This window comes from Synechococcus sp. BA-120 BA3 (genome assembly GCF_034931285.1).
Lineage (GTDB): Bacteria > Cyanobacteriota > Cyanobacteriia > PCC-6307 > Cyanobiaceae > Cyanobium.
On the sequence record NZ_JAYGHZ010000496.1, the window covers coordinates 1 to 812 of the forward strand.

Below are 812 nucleotides of genomic sequence, written 5' to 3' on the forward strand. Positions count from 1 at the left end.
GGGCAGGGCGCTGAGCGGCGGCAAGGGCAGGGCCGCCAGGGCCGGCTCTCGCGCCTGCTGGCGGCTGAACCGCAGCAGTTCGGGGGTGTCATCCGGCGGTGCGCTCGCCACGGTGGGTGCCGTCCGGGCGGGCGGACGCAGGGTCGCCGCGACCAGCACCCCATTCAGGGCCAGGGCCCCGAGCAGCGGCAGCCGCAGATGGCGCCACCAGAGCAGGCTGGCTTTCATGGCAGCTGCAGCTCCAGGGGCAGGTCGGAACGGCCCAGGCGCTCCATCAGCTGCTGCACCGATCCCCAGGGGACGTCGGGATCGGGGATCAGACGCAGGGTCGGCTGGCCAGGGCCGTCATGGAGTCTCTGGAGCACGGCGGCCAGCTGGGTGGACGGGACCGGCTGGTTCCAGAGCCGCAGCCGGCCGTCGGCGGCCAGGTGCAGGCTGACGATGCCCTGGTTCGCTGGACGCTGGGCGAGCCGCTGGGGAACCAGGACCAGCGCCAGGGTCAGCAGCGCCAGTCCGGAGGCCATCGCTCCGAGGGCCAAGGCGTCCAGGGCGGCCCCCAGGGACGGCGTCGTGTCGTCGATGCCGGCGTTCATGGCCCCGCCTCCGGCAGGGCCAGCCCCACCGGCTGGGGGCTGATCGAACGCAGGTGGGCCAGGGAACGGGCCACCTCGCCCAGGGGCAGGCGGGCCGCCGGCAGGAAGTGGATCTCGCTGCCGGCGGGCTGGGAGCCCAGCAGCCCCGGCAGGCGGCCGCGGGACACGGGCTCCCCGTTGACGAACCAGCGATCGCCAGGGGCCTGCACGATCCACAGG

The 812-nt window shown here is 74.8% G+C and carries 3 protein-coding genes; all 3 read right to left on the reverse strand.

Going from position 1 to position 812, the window contains the following annotated elements:
* The coding region (locus VB737_RS17120) for a hypothetical protein (protein WP_500314745.1) at positions 1 to 228 on the reverse strand (228 nt) is incomplete at its 3' end.
* Positions 225 to 593: an ExbD/TolR family protein gene (locus VB737_RS17125; protein ID WP_500314747.1), complete on the reverse strand. Its 369-nt coding sequence runs from the start codon at positions 591 to 593 to the stop codon at positions 225 to 227. The genes VB737_RS17125 and VB737_RS17120, both read right to left, overlap by 4 nt.
* The coding region (locus VB737_RS17130) for a hypothetical protein (RefSeq protein ID WP_500314749.1) at positions 590 to 812 on the reverse strand (223 nt) is incomplete at its 5' end. The genes VB737_RS17125 and VB737_RS17130, both read right to left, overlap by 4 nt.

Bases quoted from the DNA above. Each gene is read 5' to 3' on its own strand.
- VB737_RS17125 (WP_500314747.1), bottom strand. From the start codon at position 593: ATGAACGCCGGCATCGACGACACGACGCCGTCCCTGGGGGCCGCCCTG.